This is a genomic window from Streptomyces sp. NPDC005151 (genome assembly GCF_053599875.1).
On record NZ_JBSFYR010000008.1, the window covers coordinates 88,521 to 107,558 of the forward strand.

General features: G+C 70.7%; 16 protein-coding genes. 6 read left to right on the top strand and 10 right to left on the bottom strand.

Annotation, left to right across the window (positions count from 1 at the left end):
• Positions 1–216 precede the first annotated feature (216 nt).
• Complete coding sequence (glmM, locus tag ACWD6R_RS07130; RefSeq protein ID WP_451817770.1) at positions 217–1,575, top strand: phosphoglucosamine mutase; 1,359 nt, start codon at positions 217–219, stop codon at positions 1,573–1,575.
• A 120-nt stretch (positions 1,576–1,695) separates the two neighbouring features.
• Here glmM and ACWD6R_RS07135 read toward each other — a convergent pair whose 3' ends face one another.
• The 10 genes from ACWD6R_RS07135 to ACWD6R_RS07180 all read right to left on the bottom strand — a co-directional run bounded on the left by ACWD6R_RS07135 (position 1,696) and on the right by ACWD6R_RS07180 (position 12,357).
• Entirely contained in the window at positions 1,696–2,634 is a 939-nt protein-coding gene (locus ACWD6R_RS07135) for a DUF389 domain-containing protein (RefSeq protein ID WP_451817771.1), read from the bottom strand.
• Between the two features lie 29 nt (positions 2,635–2,663).
• Entirely contained in the window at positions 2,664–3,659 is a 996-nt protein-coding gene (gene coaA, locus ACWD6R_RS07140) for a type I pantothenate kinase (protein ID WP_451817772.1), read from the bottom strand.
• Between the two features lie 119 nt (positions 3,660–3,778).
• Positions 3,779–4,801 carry a CU044_5270 family protein gene (locus ACWD6R_RS07145; RefSeq protein WP_451817773.1) on the bottom strand — a complete coding sequence of 341 codons (1,023 nt, stop codon included), beginning with the start codon at positions 4,799–4,801 and terminating at the stop codon, positions 3,779–3,781.
• Entirely contained in the window at positions 4,789–5,403 is a 615-nt protein-coding gene (locus ACWD6R_RS07150; RefSeq protein ID WP_451817774.1) for an RNA polymerase sigma factor, read from the bottom strand. The genes ACWD6R_RS07145 and ACWD6R_RS07150 overlap by 13 nt, the downstream gene beginning before the upstream one ends.
• Positions 5,404–5,513: 110 nt before the next feature.
• Entirely contained in the window at positions 5,514–5,885 is a 372-nt protein-coding gene (locus ACWD6R_RS07155) for a hypothetical protein (protein WP_451817775.1), read from the bottom strand.
• 110 nt (positions 5,886–5,995) lie between these two features.
• Positions 5,996–6,931, bottom strand: coding sequence for an ROK family protein (locus ACWD6R_RS07160; RefSeq protein WP_451817776.1), 936 nt, complete (start codon positions 6,929–6,931; stop codon positions 5,996–5,998).
• Entirely contained in the window at positions 6,928–8,637 is a 1,710-nt protein-coding gene (locus ACWD6R_RS07165; protein WP_451817777.1) for a dipeptide ABC transporter ATP-binding protein, read from the bottom strand. The genes ACWD6R_RS07160 and ACWD6R_RS07165 overlap by 4 nt, the downstream gene beginning before the upstream one ends.
• Entirely contained in the window at positions 8,634–9,533 is a 900-nt protein-coding gene (locus ACWD6R_RS07170; RefSeq protein ID WP_451817778.1) for an ABC transporter permease, read from the bottom strand. The genes ACWD6R_RS07165 and ACWD6R_RS07170 overlap by 4 nt, the downstream gene beginning before the upstream one ends.
• Positions 9,530–10,489, bottom strand: a complete 960-nt coding sequence (locus ACWD6R_RS07175) for an ABC transporter permease (RefSeq protein ID WP_451817779.1) — start codon at positions 10,487–10,489, stop codon at positions 9,530–9,532. The genes ACWD6R_RS07170 and ACWD6R_RS07175 overlap by 4 nt, the downstream gene beginning before the upstream one ends.
• Before the next feature lie 50 nt (positions 10,490–10,539).
• Positions 10,540–12,357, bottom strand: coding sequence for a peptide ABC transporter substrate-binding protein (locus ACWD6R_RS07180; protein ID WP_451817780.1), 1,818 nt, complete (start codon positions 12,355–12,357; stop codon positions 10,540–10,542).
• Between the two features lie 286 nt (positions 12,358–12,643).
• Here ACWD6R_RS07180 and ACWD6R_RS07185 point away from each other — a divergent pair, with 286 nt between their 5' ends.
• The 5 genes from ACWD6R_RS07185 (at position 12,644) to ACWD6R_RS07205 (ending at position 19,035) form a co-directional block, all read left to right on the top strand.
• Complete coding sequence (locus ACWD6R_RS07185) at positions 12,644–13,864, top strand: ROK family protein (RefSeq protein WP_451817781.1); 1,221 nt, start codon at positions 12,644–12,646, stop codon at positions 13,862–13,864.
• A 23-nt stretch (positions 13,865–13,887) separates the two neighbouring features.
• On the top strand, positions 13,888–15,411 hold the full coding sequence (locus tag ACWD6R_RS07190) for a M81 family metallopeptidase (RefSeq protein ID WP_451817782.1): 1,524 nt from the start codon (positions 13,888–13,890) through the stop codon (positions 15,409–15,411).
• Positions 15,408–16,163, top strand: a complete 756-nt coding sequence (locus ACWD6R_RS07195; protein WP_451817783.1) for a copper homeostasis protein CutC — start codon at positions 15,408–15,410, stop codon at positions 16,161–16,163. Before ACWD6R_RS07190 ends, ACWD6R_RS07195 begins: the two co-directional genes overlap by 4 nt.
• A 631-nt stretch (positions 16,164–16,794) precedes the next feature.
• Positions 16,795–18,642 (top strand): glutamine--fructose-6-phosphate transaminase (isomerizing), encoded by a 1,848-nt coding sequence (gene glmS, locus ACWD6R_RS07200; RefSeq protein ID WP_451817784.1) that lies wholly within the window; start codon positions 16,795–16,797, stop codon positions 18,640–18,642.
• A 24-nt stretch (positions 18,643–18,666) separates the two neighbouring features.
• Positions 18,667–19,035, top strand: a complete 369-nt coding sequence (locus ACWD6R_RS07205; protein WP_451817824.1) for a holo-ACP synthase — start codon at positions 18,667–18,669, stop codon at positions 19,033–19,035.
• Positions 19,036–19,038 lie beyond the last annotated feature (3 nt).

Below are 19,038 nucleotides of genomic sequence, written 5' to 3' on the forward strand. Positions count from 1 at the left end.
GCCTGCTCACCTGCTGTACACGTTCGCCCCGGAGGCACTCCCTGTGCCCCCGGGGCGTTCGTTTATTGGCACCCACGGGCGTATAACGGCATCAGACGTTCATAGGCCCGACATGCTTGGCATGGCTCTTTGTTGCCTTGCGTCGTTCTGGGTCATGCCTGTCATGACTTGTTTTGTTTTCGCAGTTCGGTCTCGGAGCATCTTCGGAGGACACCAGTGGGACGACTCTTCGGCACGGACGGTGTGCGCGGTGTCGCCAATGCGGATCTGACGGCCGAGCTCGCGCTCGGTCTGTCGGTCGCTGCGGCGCATGTGCTCGCCGAGGCGGGCACCTTTGAGGGGCATCGGCCGACCGCAGTGGTGGGACGCGACCCACGTGCGTCCGGAGAGTTTCTGGAGGCCGCGGTCGTGGCGGGCCTCGCCAGTGCGGGCGTGGACGTCCTGCGGGTCGGTGTGCTGCCCACCCCCGCGGTGGCGCACCTCACCGGCGCGCTGGGCGCCGACCTCGGCGTGATGCTCTCCGCCAGCCACAACGCCATGCCGGACAACGGTGTCAAGTTCTTCGCCCGCGGCGGTCACAAGCTCGCCGACGAGCTGGAGGACCGGATCGAGACGGTCTACGAGCAGCACCGCACCGGTGAGCCCTGGGCGCGTCCGACGGGCGCCGGGGTGGGTCGGGTCACCGATTACACCGAGGGCTTCGACCGGTACGTGGCCCACCTCGTCGCGGTCCTGCCGAACCGGCTCGACGGGCTGAAGGTCGTCCTCGACGAGGCGCACGGCGCGGCCGCCCGGGTCTCGCCCGAGGCCTTCGCCCGGGCCGGCGCCGAGGTGATCACGATCGGGGCCGATCCGGACGGCCTGAACATCAACGACGGCTGCGGCTCCACCCACCTGGGGCTGCTGAAGGCCGCCGTCGTCGAGCACGGCGCCGACTTCGGCGTCGCACACGACGGCGACGCCGACCGCTGCCTCGCCGTGGACGCCTCGGGCGAGGAGGTCGACGGCGACCAGATCCTGGCCGTGCTGGCCCTCGCCATGCGCGAGGCCGGGCAGCTGCGCAAGGACACCGTGGTCGGCACGGTCATGTCCAACCTCGGCTTCAAGATCGCCATGGAGCGGGAGGGCATCCACCTCGTCCAGACCGCCGTCGGTGACCGCTACGTGCTGGAGTCGATGAAGGCGGAGGGCTACGCGCTGGGCGGCGAGCAGTCCGGCCATGTCATCGTCCTCGACCACGCCACGACCGGGGACGGCACGCTGACCGGCCTGCTGCTGGCGGCCCGGGTCGTCGCCACCGGCCGTACGCTCGCCGACCTGGCCGGTGTCATGCAGCGGCTCCCGCAGATCCTGGTCAACGTCCCGGACGTCGACAAGTCCCGGGTCGCCACCTCCCCGGAGCTGGCCGCCGCGGTCGAGGAGGCCGAGCGCGAGCTGGGCGACACCGGGCGCGTACTGCTGCGTCAGTCGGGCACCGAGCCGTTGGTGCGGGTCATGGTCGAGGCGGCCGACATCGAGCAGGCGCGGTCGGTGGCCGGGCGGCTGGCCGACGTGGTGAAGTCCGCCCTGGGGTGACCTTCGCCGTACGGGGGTGAGGTGCCGCCCGGTGTTCCTCCTGGAGGGGCGCCGGGCGGCGTCGTGTGCGGCTGGTGCCGGGCGGCAGCCGAAACCGTCGCCGGCCCCCGGGCCATCGCGTCAGGCAGCCCGGATCCGGCGGCGGTGCATCGCCCACAGCGCCTTCTGGACCAGCAGTGTCAGCGTGCCCGCGAGCACGATCCCGCCGAGGTTCGCCGCCAGCTGGCCCACCGAACCCCACGTCTGGGAAAGGTCCTGGTAGCTGAAGGCCACCGCCGCATTGGCGGCTGCGGGCACCGTCGTCACCGAGATCGCGACGCCGATCAGCGCCCCCGACTTCGCCGAGGTGAGGGAGAGCGTCCCGCCGATGCCTGCCAGGAACGCCACCACGAACGACATCCAGTCCGGCTGCCAGATGAACGCCGTATTGGGCCGCTTCGCCTCGATCATCGTCTCCGTGAACAGCCCGAGGCCGTTCATCATCCAGGCGAATCCGGCCGTCAGCACCATCGCCACGGCGAACCCGCCGACCAGCGCCAACAGCGACCGCCACACCAGGCGCGGGGCGCGCTGCACCAGCGCCGTGGAAATGCCGGCCAGTGGCCCGAACTCCGGGCCCACCGCCATTGCGCCCACGATCAGGATCGCGTTGTCCAGCATCACACCGCAGGCCGCGAGCATCGTGGCGATCGTGAGGAACGCTACGTAGGTGACGCTGAACGTCGACTCCTCGTGGGTCGCGTCCGCCAGCTCCTCCCACAGCACCGCGTCCGCGCCCTCGCCCGGCGCCTCCTCCTCGGCCCGGTCGGCATGTGCGGAGAGCGTCAGGTCCGTTTCCTCGACGGTGATCGAGCCGGACTCGTCGATGCCGAGCTCGCGCAGTGATGCGATCAGCTCGTCGCCCGCCTCGCGCGCCACGTCGCACGTCACGACATCGCCCGCGGGGTCGAGGGCGACACCGGGCATGACCACCAGATGCGTGGCGCCGACGGTGTGCTGCACGACGTGCACCACCTCGTCCGTGCGGTCGTGAGGGACGATCAGGCGCAGATGCAGCACGCGGATACTCCCGGGGAGGCTCGGGGGACTCAGAGTTTGCGCAGCGAGAGACGCTGGACCTTGTGGTCCGGGCCCTTGCGCAGCACCAGAGTGGCACGGCCGCGTGTGGGTGCCACATTTTCCAGCAGATTGGGCTTGTTGATGGTCCGCCACATGGTGCGGGCGTACTCCATGGCCTCCTCCTCGGAGACCTGGGTGTACTTGCGGAAGTACGAGAACGGGTTCTGGAAGGCCGTCTCGCGCAGCTTGCGGAAGCGGTTGAGGTACCAGGTCTCGATGTCCTCGGCCCGCGCGTCCACGTACACACTGAAGTCGAAGTAGTCGGCGAGCCCGACCCTGGTGCGGCCGTCCTTGCCGGGGAGCGCGGGCTGCAGCACGTTGAGGCCCTCGACGATCAGGATGTCGGGGCGGCGTACGGTGAGCCGCTCGCCCGGCACGATGTCGTAGATCAGGTGTGAGTAGACGGGCGCCGTCACCTCGTCCTTGCCGGCCTTGATGTCGGCGACGAAACGGGTCAGGGCGCGCCGGTCGTACGACTCGGGGAACCCCTTGCGCGACATCAGCCCGCGCGCCCGGAGCTCCTTCATCGGCAGCAGGAACCCGTCCGTGGTGACGAGCTCGACCCGGGGGTGCTCGGGCCAGCGGGCGAGCAGCGCCTGGAGGATACGGGCACTGGTGGACTTGCCGACGGCGACACTGCCGGCGACCCCGATGACGAACGGGGTGCCCCGCTGCTCGCCATGGCCGTTGCCCGCGTCCCCGAGGAAGGTGTTCAGGGCGCCGCGCAGGCCGGAGGTGGCCTGGACGTAGAGGTTCAGGAGCCGGGAGAGCGGCAGGTAGACGTCGCGTACCTCGTCGAGGTCGATGACGTCCCCGAGCCCGCGCAGCTGCTCCACCTCGTCGGCGGTCAGCGGCAGCGGCGTCTTGTCGCGCAGGGCGCTCCACTCGGCGCGCGACAGGTCGACGTACGGCGTCGCCGCGTGCTCGGCGCGTCGGGGGGTGCTCCGTGGCGGCGAAGTGATCACGGGTTCATTGTTGCGGGAGTTTTGACGCAGTGGGGGGTGGGGTCGGTCACGTGGAAGGGCTGCGGGCCGGTGTCCGCACCCCTGTAGCGGACACCGGCCCGTTTCGTACCACCCTGCGGTCAGGACTTCTGGCCCTTGGCGTCGACGACGGCGGCCCTGATCCGCGCCTCGCTGGTGCGGACCTCCCCGGCCTTGTACTTCTCGGTCGGGACCTTCATCCCGGCGGGAGCCTTCATCTCGTAGTCGTCGGCGGCCACGAAGCGCATGCCCGCGTAGCTGTAGTCGCGGGGGTTGATGAGGATCTCGCGCTGCTCGTGCGAACCGTCCTCCTTCCGGGTGATGGCAATGGCATCGCGCCCGGCGGCGTCCTTCACGAGATGGCCGGTGACCTTCACCCCTGGGACGGTGGCCAGCGCACGGTAGATCCGGGCGAGGGCGTCCGGGGCGATCGGGTACGTCTCGACCATCAGACCCATGGCGCGGAAGCTGTGCTGGGCCTCGGCCTCGGGAGGGCTCTCGGCGGTGTGGCCCGTCGGATAGAACGAGCGGACCTTCGCCAGCAGACGCGCCGGGTCGTCGGGCAGCTCATCGGCGGCCCGGTAGACCTGGCGGGCCGTGCGGTAGTCGGTGTCCTTGCCGTTCTTCGCCGCGGCGGAGTTGTCGTACGGAACCCAGGAATCCGGGTCGTACGAGAACCGGCCCACGGCGGCCGAGCCCGACCGGTACACGGCGGCCGAGCCCGACCGGTACACGGCGGCCGAGCCCGCCTTGGGCTCCCGCTGGGCGATCTTCGTCCGGGTGTAGATCCACTGGTCGTCGCGCGGTTCCGGCGCGGCCTGCTGCTTCGCCAGCTCGTCGGCGGCCCGGTTCAGTACCTCGGCCGGGCTGTCCAGGGTCAGGGGGGCCGCCGCGGTGGCCCCGTGGGTGGGACCGTCCGCGCCGATCTGCGTGGTCAGCAGGGCGGCCGCGGTGATCGCCGCCGCGGCGCCGATCGACGCGATCCGCCAGTCGGCACGCAGCCGGCGGGTGCGCCGGCCGCCCGCAAGGGAGTCCGTCAGCCGCTGCCGGCCGGGAGCGAGCGCGGCACGGTCGGGAACGGGAGCATCCGCGCGCAGCTCGCGCAGCTGGGTCATTTCGTCCATGACGGGCTCAGCTCCATGACGTCGGATGTGAACGCGGGGTCGGTGTGCAGCGCCTCGCGGACCTTGCGGCGGGCGCGGTTGAGGCGGGACCGTACGGTGCCGAGCGGGATGCCCAGCGACTGCGCGACCTCCTCGTATCCGAGGTCGGCCCAGGCGACGAGCAGCAGCACATGGCGGTCGCCGGGGGAGAGCGCGGCGAGCGCTCCGGCCAGCGGCACCTGGGCGGCGATCCGGTTGTCGGAACGGTCGCTCCAGGACGCGGCGACCGTGTCCTGTCCGGTACGGGCCAGGGCGCGCAGACTCCGCTCCTCGCCGCGCCGGTGCTTGCCGATGAGGCTGGCGGCGATGCCGTACAGCCAGGGCCGGGCGCCCCGGCGAGTGGTGTCGTAGCGGCGCCGGGAGCGGAACGCGATGAGGAACGTCTCCGCCGTGATGTCGTCCGCCGCACCCTCCCCGAGGCGGCGGGCGGCGTACCGGTGGATGTCGGGCGCGTGGCGGTCGTAGAGCCCGGCGAAGATCTCCGGCTGCTCCAGCGACTGGGCGACGATCTCGGCGTTGTCGTCGGCTTCGGTGATGGGCCGTCCGGTCGGGGGTCCGGTCACAGGGGCTCCTGGGGCTCTGTCGGTGAGCATGTCACCCCTTGTTCCCCACAGGGCGCAGAAAGGTTCACGGGGCGCAGGGGCTGAGGGCGCAGGCCGTCGGGCCGGTGCCCTCAGCCCCTGTATGAACCCGGTATCAGCCGCGGCGGCCGATCAGCAGCGACCTCAGCACGGACCGGGTCCGGCTCTTCAGCCCGCCTCCCGGCGAGGACGCCGGCCGGGGGACGGGCGTCGGGTGTGTCGTACTGCTTGAGGATCTTGGCGCGCGCCGAGTCGAGCTCGGACTGCTCGATGCGGCCCGCCCGCAGCCTGGCCAGCACGTCCACGAACCCGCCGACCACCGCGTCCTGCTTCTTCGGAAGGGCATCGGCGAACGCGGTGATGGTCGCGAAGTCGTTGTCGCGCGGGTGGTGGCTGCTGTCGGCGATGTACGAGTAGCCGCCGTTCCGGCGCAGATCAGAAGGCCTCGATCTCCTGGATGACACGGTGATCGTCCGGCGTCGGAGGGCGGTCGGCGAAGAGCCTGCTCCGATGCCACGACACACATGGGCTCGTAGCATCGGAGCCCACTCGTGGCGCCTTCGACCGGGCCGCCTCAGACCCCGGCCTTCACCATCAGCTCCCGTCGGGCCCGGGCCGCGGCGCCGACCGGAACCGCGTCGCCGGCCAGGGCCGCCCTGACCAGCCGGACCGGGTGGCCGCTGACCGGCGGGTCGGCGGCGAGCGACGCCAGGACGAGGGGTTCCAGCAGGGGCCAGGCGCGACTGACCCCGCCGCCGACCACCACCGTGGTGATGTCCACGACGCCCGCCGTCATCACGATCGCCTGGGCGATCCCGGCACCGGCGGCACGGTACACCGCGAGGGCGTCCTGGTCGCCGTGACCGGCGGCCTGTGCGACCTCACGGGCGGTCAGCCGGCGGCCGGTGCGGTCCGCGTAGCGGGCACCGATGGAACGGCCGGAGGCCAGGGTCTCCAGATGGCCCCGGCCGCCGCACGAGCAGAGCAGATCACCGAAGCCGGGGATGTGCCCGATCTCGCCGGCCGCGCCGTGCGGCCCGGCGAACAGCGCGCCGCCGGTCCACAGCGCGCCGCCGACCCCGGTGCCCAGGGTCATCCCGAGGACGTCCGACTCGCCGCGCACGGCGCCGCCGGATACCTCCCCGTAGAGGAAGGCGTTGACGTCGTTGTCCAGGAAGGCCGGGACGCCCAGCGCCTCCTCGACGGCGTCCGTCACCGCGAAGCCGGCCCAGCCGGTGAAGGAGTCGCTGGCCACCAGGATGCGGCCGGTGGCGGAGTCCACCACGCCGGCTGCGCCGACCCCGCAGCCGGCGAGGCGACCGGGGGTGCGCTCCAGCAGCGGGGCCAGCGCGCGCAGGGCTGCGCCGATCATGGCCCGGCCGCCGTCGGTCGCCGGAGTTGCCACCTCGGCGCGGTCCAGTACGGTCAGGTCCTCGGCGCAGAGCACCACCTGGGTGGTGGTGCCGCCGATGTCCACTCCGGCGAAGAGCGTACGGTCAGGGGAGCTCATCCCTGGGCCTCCGTCCGGCCGGCCGCGAGCGTGGCCAGGCGTTCGGCTCTGCGACCGCGCTGGATCACCGGGTCGGGCACCGGCACGGCGGCCAGCAGCCGGCGGGTGTAGTCGGTCTCCGGGTGCAGCAGGGTCGCACCGGTGGCGCCCTGTTCCTCGATCCGGCCGGCCCGCATCACCACGACGCGCTGGGCGAAGTGCTGTACGACGGCCAGGTCGTGGGAGACGAAGAGACAGGCGAAGCCCAGCTCGTCCTGGAGCTCGGAGATCACTTCGAGCACCGCCTCCTGCACGCTCACGTCGAGCGCGCTGGTGGGTTCGTCGGCGACCAGCAGTCGGGGCTCCAGGACCAGGGCGCGGGCCAGGCTGACCCGCTGGCGCTGACCGCCGGAGAGCTCCCGGGGGGCGCGCCGGGCGAGTTCACGCGGCAGCCGGACCCGGTCGAGCACGGCGGCGACCTTGCTCTGGCGGTCCTTGGCGGAGAGCTCGCGGCGGTGCACCCTGAGCGGCTCGGCGATGCACTCGCCGACCGTCATCCGGGCGTCCAGCGAGGCCACCGGGTCCTGGAGGACCACGCCGATACCGGCCCGCAGCGCCCGGCGGGCCCGGGACCGGGTGCGGCCCAGGTCGGTGCCGAACAGTGAGACGGTGCCGGAGCTCGGCGGGATCAGACCGAGCGCGACCCGGGACGCGGTGGACTTGCCGGATCCCGACTCGCCCACCAGGCCCAGGGTCTCCCCGGCGTGGACGGTGAGCGAGACCCCGTCCAGAGCCCGCACGGCGCCCGTCCCACGACCGAACACCACGGATATGTCGCGGAGTTCGACCACCGGATCGGTGTCCGGGCGGGGGGCGGCGGCCGGTGCGGCCGGCCGGCCCGCCTCCGCGACCGACAGCCGGGGCACCGCGGCCAGCAGCCGCTTGGTGTAGTCGTGGGACGGGCGGAGCAGCACGTCCTCGACGGGTCCGGTCTCCACGATCTCACCGTGGTACATCACGGCGACCCGGTCGGCGAAGTCGGCGACCACGCCCATGTTGTGAGTGACCAGCAGGACACCGGTGCCGGTTTCGACGGCGAGCCGGCGCAGCAGGTCGAGGATCTCGGCCTGCACCGTGACGTCCAGCGCGGTGGTCGGCTCGTCGGCGATCAGCAGGGCGGGCTCGTTGGCGATGGCCATGGCGATGACCACCCGCTGACGCTGTCCGCCGGAGAGCTGGAAGGGGTAGGCGGTGGCCCGCCTCTCCGGCTCGGGGATGCCGACCTTGCGGAGGAGTTCGACGGCCTCGGCGGCGGCGTCCTTGGCGGAAACCTTGCGGTGGTTGCGGATCACCTCGGCGATCTGCTTGCCGATCCGGGTCAGCGGGTCCAGCGCGGTGGCCGGCTCCTGGAACACCATGGAGACGGTCCGGCCGCGCAGCACCGCCAGATCGGCCTCACGGGCACCGACCACCGGGGTGCCGGCGATGGTGGCGAAGCCGGTGGCACGGGCGTTGCCGTCCAGCAGGCCCATCGCGGCCAGCGCGATGGTGGACTTGCCGGAGCCCGACTCGCCGACCAGGGCGAGCGTCTCGCCGGGGCTGACGCGCAGGGAGACGCCTCGGACGGCCGGCACTTCGCCGGTCTCGGTGGTGAAGACGACGCCGAGGTCGTCGAGTTCGAGAATCGGCTCGGCCGGCGGGGCGGCGGAGCCCTGGGTGGCGGTCATCCGCGTCCCCTCACGTCGAATGCGTCGCGGAGTCCGTCCCCGATCGCGTTGAACGCCCACACCACCAGGATGATGGCAAGGCCCGGCGGCAGGATGAGCCACCAGTAGCCGGAGTACGCGGCGGTGAGACCGGCCGAGAGCATGCCGCCCCAGTCGGTGGCCGGCGGCTGGACGCCCAGGCCCAGGTAGGAGACGTAGGCGACCAGCAGGATGGCGTCGGCGATCTGGAACGTGGCCGCGACGATGATGGTCGAGACCGAGTTCGGCAGGATGTGCCGGGTGATCGCCCGGGCGTGCGTTCCACCGATGGCCCGCAGGGTCAGGACGTAGTCGCGGTTCTTCAGGCTCAGCGTCTCGGCCCGGATCAGCCGGGACGGCACCAGCCAGGAGACGAAGCCCAGGATGACGATCAGCCCGGTCAGATCCGGGGTGGTGATGGCCGAGACCACCAGCAGGATGAAGAGCGCCGGGATGGCGATCCCCGCGTCCACGATCCGCATCATGACCGCGTCGATCCAGCCGCCCGCGTAGCCGGCGACGGCGCCCCACAGGGTGCCGATCACGGTGGCCAGGATGCCCGCGGCGAGGCCGACGATCAGCGACACCTTGCCGCCGTACATCAACCGGCCCAGTTCGTCGTGGCCGACCGCGTCGGTACCGAGCCAGTGCGAACCGCTGGGTGCGAGGTTGACCTGCTGGAGCATGGTGTGGGTCTGGTCGGTGGAGTACACCAGCGGACCGACGAAGCAGAGCAGGAAGAAGAAGACCACGACACCGAGTCCGACCACGGCGAGCCGGTTGCGCAGGAAGCGCCGGACGGCGAGCCGGGAGCCGGACGGGGTATCGGCGGCCGTGGCTGTGATGGGCGCCTGGCTCGGCTGGATGACGGCGCTCATGCCCGGCCTGCCTTCACTCGGGGGTCGATGATCCGCTGGGCGATGTCGGCGAGCAGTGTGCCGACCACCGTGGCGGTCGCGATGACCAGCACACAGCCCAGCAGCACCGGATAGTCGGACGACTGCGCGGCGGTCCAGAAGAGCAGGCCCATACCGGGGTAGTTGAAGAGCTGCTCCACCACCAGGGCGCCGCCGAACAGCACCGGCACGTAGTAGCCGAGCATGGCGACCACCGGCGTCAGCGAGTTGCGGAACACATGACGCCACAGGATGGCGCGGGAGCGGGAGCCGCCGGCCCGCGCCGTCCTGACGTAGTCCTCGGAGAGGTTCTCCAGGGTGGCCGCCCGCATGTAGCGGCTGAACACCGCGATCATCGAGGCGGCACCGGCGACGACCGGCAGCACCAGCGCCTGCGGGTCGGAGAGCACCTGGGCGAGCGTGTCCCCCTGCGGGGCCTGGGACGGGAACCACGGCAGCGCCTGGCTGAACACCAGCACCAGGATCAGCCCGAGGAAGTAGACGGGCGTGGAGTAGGCGATGAAGCTCAGCGTGGTGATGACGTAGTCGACCGGCTTGTTGCGCCGGACGGCCTGCCACATGCCCAGCGGGATGGCCAGCACGAGGCCGACGACCGCCGACAGGGCGGTGAGGAGCAGGGTCTTGGCCAGCCGCTCGGTAATGAGCTGGGAGACCGGCTCATTGAGCGTGTACGAGGTTCCGAGGTCGCCGTGCAGCAGCTGGTTCAGGTAGTAGAAGTACTGCACGGGGAGGGGCTTGTCGAGGCCCTGCTCGTGGTTGAAGGACGCGATCTGCTGCGCCGTGGCCTGCGGGCCGAGGATCCCGCGAGCGGGACCCCCGGGCAGGGCGTGCAGCAGACCGAAGACCACGATCGTCACGATGACGATCACCACGACGGCTTGAAGGACGCGTCTGATCAGGTACGAGGAAGTGCTCATGTGTTTTCCGGTCGCTTCGGCTCAGTGGTACGCGTGGTCACCGACCGGGCTCAATTGGTGGTCCACTTCCACATGGCGGGGTGGAAGTTGGCGAGCGAGTCCTGGGCGAAGCCGTCCAGGCCCTTCTTGACCACGGAGACCTGGTAGTCCGGCTCCGGCAGCCAGATGACCGGGAGGTCCTTGGCCAGGGCGGCGCTGTACTGCTGCACCGCATCGTCGGAGGAGGACGTGGTGGTCTGGGTGATCAGCTCGTCCACGGCGGGGTTGGTGTAGCTGCCGAAGTTGGAGCCGCCGCCGGTGGCGAAGAGGGAGTCACCGCTCGGGTATGCCGGGAAGTACCAGCTGCCCGCGGTGCCGAAGAACGACAGCTGCCACTTGCAGCCGGCCTCGTCGGCCTTGCACTGGCCGGACTGCGAGAGGACCGAGTTGACCGGGGCGGTCTTGATGGTGAAGTCGATGCCGGTCTTGGCGAACGACGACTGCAGGGCGCTCATCATGTTGTCGGTCACGGTGGAACCGGACTGTGAGAGCACCTGCATCCGGAACTTGGTGCCCTTGTCCACGCCGGCGCCGCACTGGTCGTCGCCGGTACCCGGGTCGGTGCACACCAGGGTGCCGTTCTGCTCGGTCCAGCCGTGGCTGGTCAGCAGCTCCTTCGCCTTGGCGGTGGAGAACGGGTACGGGTTGTTCTTCTGCTCCGTCGAGACGAAGGACGAGCTCTGGCCCTGCGGGATCGGGCCGTAGGTGGGGACCGCGGTGCCGTTGAAGACGACCTTGGAGAGGGTGGTCTGGTCCACCGACATCTGGATCGCCTGGCGGGCGTAGAGCTGCTTGAAGACCGCGCCCATGGCGGGGTTGTTGAAGTTGTAGGGCATGTAGGTGATGGCCCAGCCGGACCACGGCTTCACCACGTAGCCCTTGGAGGTGAAGGACGACTCCTGGCTGAGGTTGGTGGCGTTGATGTAGCCGTAGTCGACCGTGCCGGCCCGGAGCGCGTTCTCCTCGGCGTCCGTGGTGGTGAACGGCAGCAGGTTCACGTTCTTGATGTTGGCCTTGCCACCGCCGTCGTACGCGGCGTTGGCGGTCAGCTCGACCTTGCCCGCCGTGGAGAACGACTTGATGGTGTACGGGCCGCTGACCGTCTTCCAGAGCGGGTCGGTGGCGTAGCCGGAGATCTTCTTGGCCGCGTCGTTCAGGTACGACCAGACCTTCTTGGCGCCCGCGGGGGTGCGGTCGAGGTCCGACACGGCGTCCGAGTCGCTGGTCTTGTCCCAGACGTGCTGCGGCATCGGACGGATCATGCTCAACTCGTTGGCGAGCATCCACTGCTGGTTGTACGCCCGGTCGAAGGTGAGGGTGAAGTGCGTTTCGTCGACGATCTTCAGCGAGGTCCAGTTGTCCGGCGCCTTGCCCGGGCTGTAGCTGGCCCAGTCGGCCTTGTTGGCCTTGACCAGGTTGAACCAGAACTCCACGTCACGGGAGGTGATCTGCTTGCCGTCGCTCCACTTCCGGTCGCCGAGCGTGATCGTGACGCTCTTGCTGTCCTTGGCGAAGTCGGCGGCGGTGGCCAGCGAGTTGTCCTTGTTCCAGCCGACCTTGCCGGTGGAGCCGTCGTACGCGATCAACGGCTCCCAGAGGGACTGGGATATGGAGGAGTTGTTGGTGTTCAGGTGCGCGGCGGTGCCGATCGGGAGGATCCAGTTCGGCGTGAAGTTGGCCGGCAGCGCGTAGTTGATGGTGTCCGAAGAGCCGGACGCGGACGACGAGGTGCCGCCACCGGAACAGCCGGTCAGCAGAGCACCCGCGGTGACAACGGCGCCCGCGACGAGGGCCCAGCGGCGGCTGTTCGCCGTGTGAGCAAGGAACATGACTCTCCTCAGAGTGAAGGGGCCCCTGTGTGTCCCAGGACCGGCACTGCGTTCACGACAGCTAACGCCGGACACTCCGAAGAAACAAACAAGAATTAGTAAAAAGTAAGTAACTGCGCCGCCGAAAAAAGCCCCCTCGCCCCGATCGATCCTCTTCATTGGGTGGATTTGCGTGGATTGAAGGGGCTTCAGGTCTGGCTCACTTCCTTCGCGAGGCTGTTCCCCCGCGCCAAGCGCGGGCGTATCGTCTCTCGCCACACACACCATTGCGGAAGTTACTTCGTACATGACTGGAATAAGTGCAGGGGACCGCAAGGCCATGAAAAGCACCCCGGCCCTCGCCGCGCGGGTCCTGGAACTCGTGGCATCGGGCCAGGCCTCGTCACGCGCCGAACTCGCCGGACTGCTGGGGGCCGCGGCCTCCACCATCTCGCTCACCGTGGCCCATCTGGTGGAGCGCGGGCTGATCGCCGAGGAGGGCACCCAGTCCTCCACCGGGGGGCGCCCCCGCAAAGCGCTGAGACTGGGAAGTAATGACGAGTTCGCCGTCGCCGCCGATCTCGGCGGCCGGCACGCCCGGATCGGTGTGGTGCTGCCCGGCGGCGGTCTGACCGATGTCTCGACCGTCCCCTTCGTGATCGCCGACGGCCCCGAGGCGGCCCTGCCCCGGCTCGCCGAGACCCTGGAGGCGCTGGCCGAGCAGCGCGGCCGCAGCCGGCTGCGCGGGGTCGGGCTCTCGCTGCCCGGGCCGGTGGACGTCGCGTCGGGCTCGGTCGTCCTGCCGTCCCGGATGCCGGGCTGGAACCGTTTCCCGGTCACCGCCTGGCTGGAGGAACGCTTCGGCGTCCCGGCCGCCGTGGACAACGACGCCAACTGCATGGCGGTCGGCGAGCACACCGTACGGCCCGCCGAGCACCGGCAGACGATCATGGTGAAGATCGGCTCCGCGATCGGCGCCGGCGTCATCGCCGACGGACGTCTCTACCGGGGCGCCACCGGCGCGGCCGGTGACATCACCCACATCCGGATCGACGGCGGCGCCGACATCCCCTGTTCCTGCGGCAACACCGGCTGCCTGGAAACCGTGGCGTCCGGCGCCGCCCTGGTCCGCATCCTGCGCGAGCGCGGGGCCGACGTCAGCAGCACCGAGGACGTGGCCCGGCTGGCCATCGACGCCGACCCGGAGGCCACCCGCGCGGTCCGCAGGGCCGGCGACTATCTCGGCCAAGTGCTCGCCGCCAACGTCAACTTCTTCAACCCGGACGCCGTCTATCTCGGCGGCATCCTCTCCACCCTGGAGCCGTTCGTCGCCGCCGTGCGCAGCCAGCTCTACGAGAGCTGCCACCCGCTGGTCACCGAACACCTCACCATCGAGCGGGCCAGCCTGGGCGCCGACGCCGGACTGGTCGGCGCCGGGCAGTTCGCCCTGCAGCGCGCCCTGGCCCTCGCCCTGCGCGGGGTCGGCGGAACCGACCAATTCCGCGCCCCGGCGCCCCGCCACGCCTGACACCCCACCCCCTACGAGGAGCCATGCCGCAATCCCGCACCGCCGCAGCCCGCCCGGTCATCGCCATCGCCGGACTCGGCATTGAGTCGTCCACCTTCTCTCCCGCCCGCACCCAGGCCCCCGCCTTCCACCCCTCGCACGGCGCCGAAGTGCTGGACCGCTACCCCTTCCTGGCGCCCGGTGAGGAACTGCGCGAGGCGGCCGACTGGCACGGCGCCCTGGTCGGCAAGTCGCTGCCGGGCGGCACCGTCACCGCCTCCGCCTGGGCCGAGCTGACCGACGAACTGATCGAGCGGCTCGCCGCGCTGCCCAAGCCGGACGGCCTCTGGTACGACATCCACGGCGCCATGACCGTGGAGGGCATCGACGACGCCGAGGCGGTGCTGCTGGAGCGCATCCGCGCCACCGTCGGCCCCGACGTGATCATCTCCACCTCGATGGACCTGCACGGCAACGTCTCCCGCGAACTCGCCCACGGCAGCGACCTGATCACCTGCTACCGGATGGCCCCGCACGAGGACCACATGGAGACCAAGGAGCGGGCCGTCCGCAACCTGGTGGACCTGCTGGTCTCCGGCGCGCCCCGCCCGGTCAAGGCCTGGGTGCCGGTGCCGGTGCTGCTGGCCGGCGAGCAGACCTCCACCCGGATCGAGCCGGCCAAGAGCGTGTACGCGGCCGTGGACGAGGTCGAGGCCATGGACGGCGTGATCGACGCCGCGATATGGGTCGGCTACGCCTGGGCCGACGAACCGCGCAACCGCGCCGTGGTGGTGGTTACCGGCACCGACCAGGCCGCCGTGTCGGCCGGCTCCGAGCGCCTGGCCCAGGGCTTCTGGAAGGCCCGCGACGACTTCGACTTCGTCGCCCCGACCGGCACCTTCGACGGCATCCTGGACGAGGCCCTGGCCTCCGACCGGAGCCCGTACTTCATCAGCGACACCGGGGACAACCCGACCGCCGGCGGCGCCGGTGACGTGACCTGGGGCCTGACCCGGCTGCTGACCCGCCCGGAGTTCCAGGAGGACGACGGCCCGACCGTCATCTACGCCTCGGTGCCCGGACCGGCCGCCGTCGAGACCGCCGTCGCCGCCGGTGTCGGCGCCACCGTCAAGGTCACCGCCGGCGCTGAGGTGGACGACCGGCACGCGGGTCCGGTCACCCTGACCGGTGTGGTGCATGCCATTCGGCACGGCGACCGCGACGCCGAGACCGAGGTCGTCATCCGGGTCGGCAGCGTGTACGCGATTCTCACCAGGCTCCGCAAGCCCTACCACCACGAGCACGATTTTACCGACCTGGACCTCGACCCGCGCGGCGCCGACATCGTGATCGTGAAGATCGGTTACCTGGAGCCCGAGCTCTTCGACATGTCGGTCGGCTGGAAGATGGCGCTCACCCCCGGCGGGGTGGACCAGGACTTGGTACGTCTGGGCCACCACCGCATCCGCCGCCCGATGTTCCCCTTCGACCGCGAGATGGCCGACCCGGACCTGTCGGCCCGTATCATCCCCGCCTCCGACCAGCCGCTGACCGGGGACGACGAGTGACCGCACGCCCCGCTCTGGAGATCGCCGTCACCTCACCGGCCGGCGCCCGCGCCGCCCGGGAGAACGGCGCCGACCGGGTCGAGCTCTGCATCGCCCTGGAGCTGGGTGGCCTGACCCCGTCGGCGGCACTGGTGGAGGCGGTCGCGGGGGAGGGGCTGCCGGTGCAGGTGCTGGTCAGGTGCCGGCCCGGCGATTTCGTCCATGACGCGGAGGAGATCACGCTGATGGCCGCCGAGGTGCGGTCCGTCATCGCCTCCGGCGCCTCCGGTGTGGTGATCGGCGCGCTGACCGCGGACGGCGCCTTGGACACCGTGGCGGTCGCCCGACTCGCCGAAGCGGCCCGCGCCTCGGGCCGCCCGGTGGACATCACCCTGCACCGCGCCATCGACCAGTCCGCCGACCCGGTGGCCGCCGCGGCACTGCTGCCCTCGCTCGGCCTCACCCGGGTCCTCACCTCGGGTGGTGCCCCCACCGCGGCCGAGGGGCTGGAGGCGATCGCCGCGATGGCCGCCGCCGCACCCGGGGTGCAGGTGATGGCCGGCGGCGGGGTGCGCCCCGCCGATATCCCGGCCCTGACCTCCGCCGGAGCCGCCGCCGTCCACCTATCCGCCAAGACCAGGGCGCTGCCCCGGCGTGGCGGCGGCTGGGTACCGCTCGGCGCCGGGGGTGCGTCGGCTGAGCAGGACACCCACTTCGTCACCGATCCCGAAGTGGTGGCCGAGGCACGGCGGGCGGTGGGGACGGAGGGCTAGTGTCCTGCGCCGGGAATTCGATCAAGATATGTGGCGAGGCGTTCGAGGATCTCGTCGGCGCTCTTCGTCCGGGCGAAGGGGCGGGGCTGGCAGGTGCGGCAGATCGAGACGGATCCGCTGTCCGCGCGGCTCGTTGTCACTGCCCCGGGCACCGGTGAGCAGTGCGAGGTGGACATCCTCATAGAGGCGCTCGGGTATCCGGCTGTGCAGAGCGATTACGGTCCCGTGCTCGCCGTCGGGGATGTCGTCGGGACGAAGGCGCGCGCCCTGGCCGGCCGCGGACTTCCCCGGGACCTGATCGACGTTCACGCCGCCTCCGGCCGCCGGCCCGAGGCGGAGCCGGAGGTGTTCGGTCGCCGTCACGCGAGAGAGGAGTTCTCCCTCGTGGACCTTCGGGCGCGGCCGGCCGGGGCGTACTGGATCAACGACGCCGGGTTCGAGGCCTGCGGCCTGAGCGAGCAGCAGATCGCGGCGCTTCGGCGGTGGGCGCAGGTGGGAAGCGGACCCGGGGCTGCGACTCGCGGAGGATTACGGCGACTCCACCGACGAGTGATCCCGGGCGCCCCCTCCCCTTCTGCGACGATGCCGAGTGAAGTCAGGGGAGGGCGGCCACGAAAGGATCGGGATCGTTATGTGTGGAATCGTCGGGTACGTCGGTGGGCAGTCCGCGCTTGATGTTGTCGTCGCAGGGCTGAAGCGCCTCGAATACCGCGGGTACGACTCCGCAGGTGTCGCCGTTCTCGCGGACGGCGGGCTGGCCTCCATGAAGAAGGCCGGCAAGCTCGTCAATCTGGAGAAGGCGCTGGCCGAACAGCCTCTTCCGGCCGGGACCACCGCGATCGGGCACACCCGGTGGGCCACCCACGGCGGGCCCACCGATGCCAACGCCCACCCGCACCTCGACAACGCGGGCCGCGTCGCCGTCGTGCACAACGGGATCATCGAGAACTTCGCCGGGCTGCGCGCCGAACTCGCCGAGCGCGGGCATGATCTGGCGTCCGAGACCGACACCGAGGTCGTCGCCCATCTGTTCGCCGAGGCGTACTCGTCGACCGGTGACCCGGCAGAGGCGATGCGACAGGTCTGCCGGCAGCTCGAAGGGGCGTTCACCCTGGTTGCCGTGCATGCCGATGAGCCGGATGTGGTGGTGGGAGCCCGGCGGAACTCACCGCTCGTGGTCGGGGTCGGGGACGGGGAGGCGTTCCTGGCCTCCGATGTGGCGGCGTTCATCGCGCACACCCGGTCAGCGATCGAGCTGGGGCAGGATCAGGTCGTCGAGCTGCGCCGGGAGTCCGTCACGGTCACCGACTTCGACGGGCAGCCCGCCGAGGTCCGTAAGTACCACGTGGACTGGGACGCCTCCGCCGCCGAGAAGGGCGGCTACGACTACTTCATGCTCAAGGAGATCGCCGAGCAGCCGAAGGCCGTGGCCGACACGCTCCTCGGGCGGATCGACCGCTCGGGCTCGCTCCACCTCGACGAGGTGCGCATCGCGCCGAGCGTGCTCCGGGAGGTCGACAAGGTCGTCGTCGTGGCCTGCGGGACCGCGTACCACGCCGGGATGATTGCCAAGTACGCCATCGAGCACTGGACCAGGCTGCCCTGCGAGACGGAGCTCGCCAGCGAGTTCCGATACCGCGACCCGATCCTCGACCAGCGCACCCTCGTCATCGCGATCTCCCAGTCCGGCGAGACGATGGACACGCTGATGGCGCTGCGGCACGCCCGCGAGCAGGGCGCGAAGGTCCTCGCCATCTGCAATACGAACGGGTCGACCATTCCGCGTGAGTCCGACGCGGTGCTGTACACGCACGCCGGGCCGGAGGTCGCCGTCGCCTCGACCAAGGCGTTCCTGACGCAGCTCGTCGCCTGCTACCTCGTCGCCCTGTATCTCGGCCAGACCCGCGGTACGAAGTGGGGCGACGAGATCCGGACCGTCGTCCGGCAGCTCTCCGAGGTCCCCGGGCAGGTCGAACGGGTCCTGGAGACCATGGAGCCGGTGCGCGCGCTGGCCCGTTCGCTCGCGCACAAGAACACCGTCCTCTTCCTGGGGCGCCACGTCGGCTATCCGGTCGCCCTCGAAGGGGCGTTGAAGCTCAAGGAACTCGCCTACATGCACGCCGAGGGCTTCGCCGCCGGCGAGCTCAAGCACGGGCCGATCGCGCTGATCGAGGACGATCTGCCGGTCGTCGTGGTCGTGCCGTCGCCGCGCGGGCGTTCGGTGCTCCACGAAAAGATCGTGTCGAACATCCAGGAGATCCGGGCCCGCGGCGCCCGCACCATCGTCATCGCCGAGGAGGGCGACGAGGCGGTCGTTCCGTACGCCGATCATCTGATCTGGATCCCCGCTGCGCCTACGCTGCTTCAGCCGCTGGTGGCGACCGTGCCCTTGCAGGTCTTCGCCTGTGAACTGGCCACCGCCCGCGGCAACGAGGTGGACCAGCCGCGCAATCTGGCGAAGTCCGTGACCGTCGAGTGAGTCGAAGAATGAGTGAGTGAGCGCGTGATCATCGGGGTCGGTATCGATGTGGCAGAGATCGAACGGTTCGGCGCGGCGCTGGAGCGTACGCCGCATCTGGCTCAGCGGCTTTTCCTGGAGCGGGAGTTGCTGCTGCCCAGCGGTGAGCGGCGCGGTATCGCCTCGCTGGCCGCCAGGTTCGCCGCCAAGGAAGCCGTCGCGAAGGCGCTCGGTGCGCCGGGCGGGCTGCTGTGGACGGACGCCGAGGTGTACGTCGAGGACAGCGGGCAGCCCCAGCTGCGGGTCCGCGGCAGCGTCGCCGCCTGCGCCGCCGAGCGGGGCGTACGGCACTGGCACGTCTCGCTGAGCCATGACGCGGGGGTGGCGTCGGCCGTGGTGATCGCGGAAGGTTGACCG

Excerpts from the sequence above, each read along its gene's own strand:
- ACWD6R_RS07145 (WP_451817773.1), bottom strand. The coding sequence starts at position 4,801 with ATGGACGAAATGACCCAGCTGCGCGAGCTGCGCGCGGATGCTCCCGTT.
- ACWD6R_RS07160 (WP_451817776.1), bottom strand. The coding sequence starts at position 6,931 with ATGAGCTCCCCTGACCGTACGCTCTTCGCCGGAGTGGACATCGGCGGC.
- ACWD6R_RS07165 (WP_451817777.1), bottom strand. The coding sequence starts at position 8,637 with ATGACCGCCACCCAGGGCTCCGCCGCCCCGCCGGCCGAGCCGATTCTC.
- ACWD6R_RS07170 (WP_451817778.1), bottom strand. The coding sequence starts at position 9,533 with ATGAGCGCCGTCATCCAGCCGAGCCAGGCGCCCATCACAGCCACGGCC.
- ACWD6R_RS07175 (WP_451817779.1), bottom strand. The coding sequence starts at position 10,489 with ATGAGCACTTCCTCGTACCTGATCAGACGCGTCCTTCAAGCCGTCGTG.
- ACWD6R_RS07180 (WP_451817780.1), bottom strand. The coding sequence starts at position 12,357 with ATGTTCCTTGCTCACACGGCGAACAGCCGCCGCTGGGCCCTCGTCGCG.
- ACWD6R_RS07185 (WP_451817781.1), top strand. The coding sequence starts at position 12,644 with ATGACTGGAATAAGTGCAGGGGACCGCAAGGCCATGAAAAGCACCCCG.
- ACWD6R_RS07190 (WP_451817782.1), top strand. The coding sequence starts at position 13,888 with ATGCCGCAATCCCGCACCGCCGCAGCCCGCCCGGTCATCGCCATCGCC.
- glmS (WP_451817784.1), top strand. The coding sequence starts at position 16,795 with ATGTGTGGAATCGTCGGGTACGTCGGTGGGCAGTCCGCGCTTGATGTT.